This is a genomic window from Mesorhizobium sp. M7A.F.Ca.ET.027.03.2.1 (assembly GCF_003999175.1).
Lineage (GTDB): Bacteria > Pseudomonadota > Alphaproteobacteria > Rhizobiales > Rhizobiaceae > Mesorhizobium.
On the sequence record NZ_RZOM01000900.1, the window covers coordinates 1 to 2,568 of the forward strand.

4 protein-coding genes are annotated in these 2,568 nt (G+C 66.0%); all 4 read right to left on the reverse strand.

Annotated elements, in window-relative coordinates; translation table 11 throughout:
• Positions 1-412, reverse strand: a 412-nt coding sequence (locus EN750_RS28675; RefSeq protein ID WP_145967995.1) for an ABC transporter permease, incomplete at its 3' end; no start/stop codon positions are given.
• On the reverse strand, positions 409-1,275 hold the full coding sequence (locus tag EN750_RS28680; RefSeq protein ID WP_197031628.1) for an ABC transporter permease: 867 nt from the start codon (positions 1,273-1,275) through the stop codon (positions 409-411). The genes EN750_RS28675 and EN750_RS28680, both read right to left, overlap by 4 nt.
• A gap of 19 nt (positions 1,276-1,294) precedes the next feature.
• Positions 1,295-1,909: an ANTAR domain-containing protein gene (locus EN750_RS28685; protein ID WP_127398769.1), complete on the reverse strand. Its 615-nt coding sequence runs from the start codon at positions 1,907-1,909 to the stop codon at positions 1,295-1,297.
• The coding region (locus EN750_RS28690; protein ID WP_145967996.1) for a transporter substrate-binding protein at positions 1,906-2,568 on the reverse strand (663 nt) is incomplete at its 5' end. The genes EN750_RS28690 and EN750_RS28685, both read right to left, overlap by 4 nt.

A 2,568-nucleotide genomic window follows, 5' to 3' on the forward strand; every position in this document is an offset into this window, starting at 1 on the left:
CGAAGGAGGCGACCATCAGCGTCTGGTCGGTGCCGGTGCCGCGCTTGACGGCAGCGATCAGGCCCATGCTGAGGCCGAGCAGCAGCTCGCACAGGATGGCGCCGACCATCAGCAACAGGCTTGCCGGCAGCCGTGAGACGATCAGCTCGGTGACTTCGGAGCGCTGGATGTAGGAGCGGCCGAGATCGCCGCTGATGAGCTTCGTAAGATAGCGCCAGTACTGGACGATGAAGGGCTGGTCGAGGCCGAGCTGCTGGCGGATGTTCTCGACCGTCTGCGGCGTGGCGCTGCGGCCGGCGATCTGGCGCACCGGGTCGGCCGGCAAGAGATAGAGCAGCGCGAAGGTGATCAGCGAGACGCCGAGCAGGATCAGCAGCGACTGGATCAGGCGGCGGCCTAGATAGGCGATCATGCCCGGCCCCTTTGCGTCGGATCGAGGATGTCGCGCAGCGCGTCGCCGATCAGGTTGAAGGCCAGTGCCAGCGCCAGGATCGCCGCACCGGGGAAGAACACCAGCCAGGGTGCTGCCTGGAAGTAGGTCTGGTTCTCGAAGATGATGTTGCCCCAGGACGCGGTCGGCGGCTGCACGCCAATGCCGAGGAAGGAGAGCGTCGCCTCCAACAGCACCGTGGTCGAGATGCCGAGCGTGCCCCAGACGATGATGGTCGGCAGGAGATGCGGCAGGATGTGGCGAAACAGGATGCGCGGTGCGCTCGCCCCGATGGTGCGCTCGGCGTCGATGAACTCGCGTTCGGCGAGCGAAGAGGTCTCGGTGTAGATAACGCGGGCGGTCTGCACCCAGTTGACCAGGGCGATGACCATGGCGACGATCCACAGGCTTGGCTCGAACACCGCGGCCAGGCAAATGGCGAGCAGCAGTGCCGGAAACGCCATCATCAAATCGGTGAAACGCATCAGCGCACTGCCGATCCAGCCACGGAAATAGCCGGCGACAACACCGACCAGCGTGCCGATGAACAGCGCCACGCCATTGGCGACGATGCCGATGATCAGCGAGGTGCGGGCGCCGTAGAGGATGCGGGTCAACAGGTCGCGGCCGAGCAGGTCGGTGCCCAGCCAGAATTTTGCATCCGGCGGCAAGGGCGAGCCCTCGATGGTCAGGCCGTCGAACATCTGCTCATTGGGATCGTAGCCGGTCAGCCATGGCGCCAGCACGGCGCCGGCAACGACAATGGCGACAATGACCAGCCCGAGCAGCGCCAGACGACGCTTGACCAGCCGGCGCCAGACGCCGGCGCGCGGCTTGACCGGCATGCGCCCGGCCGCCGGGAGATCAGGCGCGATGGGACTGGTCATCGCCGCCTTCTTCCCCCGTTGCTTCTTCCGTCATTGCCACGATCCGGCGCGCCGCGTCCTCGACACTGATCTGCCAGCTCATCGCCAGCGAGCGCAGCTGCGCATAGGCGCGGCCGTCATCGGTGCCTTTCGAAAGGGCCGTCACCGCGCGTACGATGGTCTGGCGCTCGGCGACGCGTTGGCGAAGCGAAGCAATTTCGCCGGCTAAGTGTTTGCGTGCCTCAAAACTCTGGCGCGCGATCAGCAGCGCGCTGTAGACGCCGGCATTGCCGACCGGCTTCAGCAGTTGCGCGTCGGCCTTGTGCGACAACGCCCATTCGATGCGGCCAGGCGCCTCGGAGCCGATCAGCGCCACCAGCGGCATCGGCGCTTCGCCCGGTTTCCACGGGAATTGCTCGTCAAAGCCGAGATCGGCGTCGAAGAAGACGAAATCAGCGGCCAACGCCTCGGGCGGCAATTCCGGCCAGCAGTCCAGCGTGATCAGGCCGATGGCCGACAATTGCCTGGTGATCGCCTGCACCGTCGGATGCGGGCGATGCAGGATGAAGGCCCTGGCGCCGCCGAGATTGGGGATGCGTGGTGTTCTCGTCACGACACTACCCTCAGGCGCGGCCGGCCGAATGTTTTTGCCGGGTCGTAGCGCGACAGATAAGGATCCGGCGCGACCTCGTCTTCGCGGCTGACGACCTCGAAGAAGCCGTCAGCGATGCGCCCAATGATCACCGGCAATGTCGCGTGCTGGGAGTGGGCGTCGATGGCGATCGGCCCGAGCCGGGTCGAGAAGCGCCGTTCGGCGAAGGTTTTTGAGAATTCCGCCTGGCCGGCGTCAGGATCGCGCGAGAGCACGTCGGCCATCACCTGCACGGAGGCATAGGCGGAGGCCTCGAAGGACGAGGCGAAGGCGGCCGGGCGCGGCGCGAAATACGGCCCAACCGACAAATGCCCTTTCCCGGATTCGCCGATCGCCGGCAGCTCGCCTTCAGTGAGGTTGCAGGAGATGACGGGACAGACTTCCGGGCTGAAGGCGGCATCCTCGTCGCCCAGGTCGCGATAGGCTGCCAGGAAGGCGTAGGACGAGGTGCCGATCAGATTGTTGAGGATGAAGTTCGGCCGCGTCGCGCGGATCTCCGCGATCAGGCGCGACACGTCGGTCTCGCCGATGCGCAGGTAGCGCTCGCCCAGCACCTTGCCGCCGGCATCGGCGATCAGGTCGCGCGCCACGCGGTTCATCTCCCAGCCCCAGATATAGTT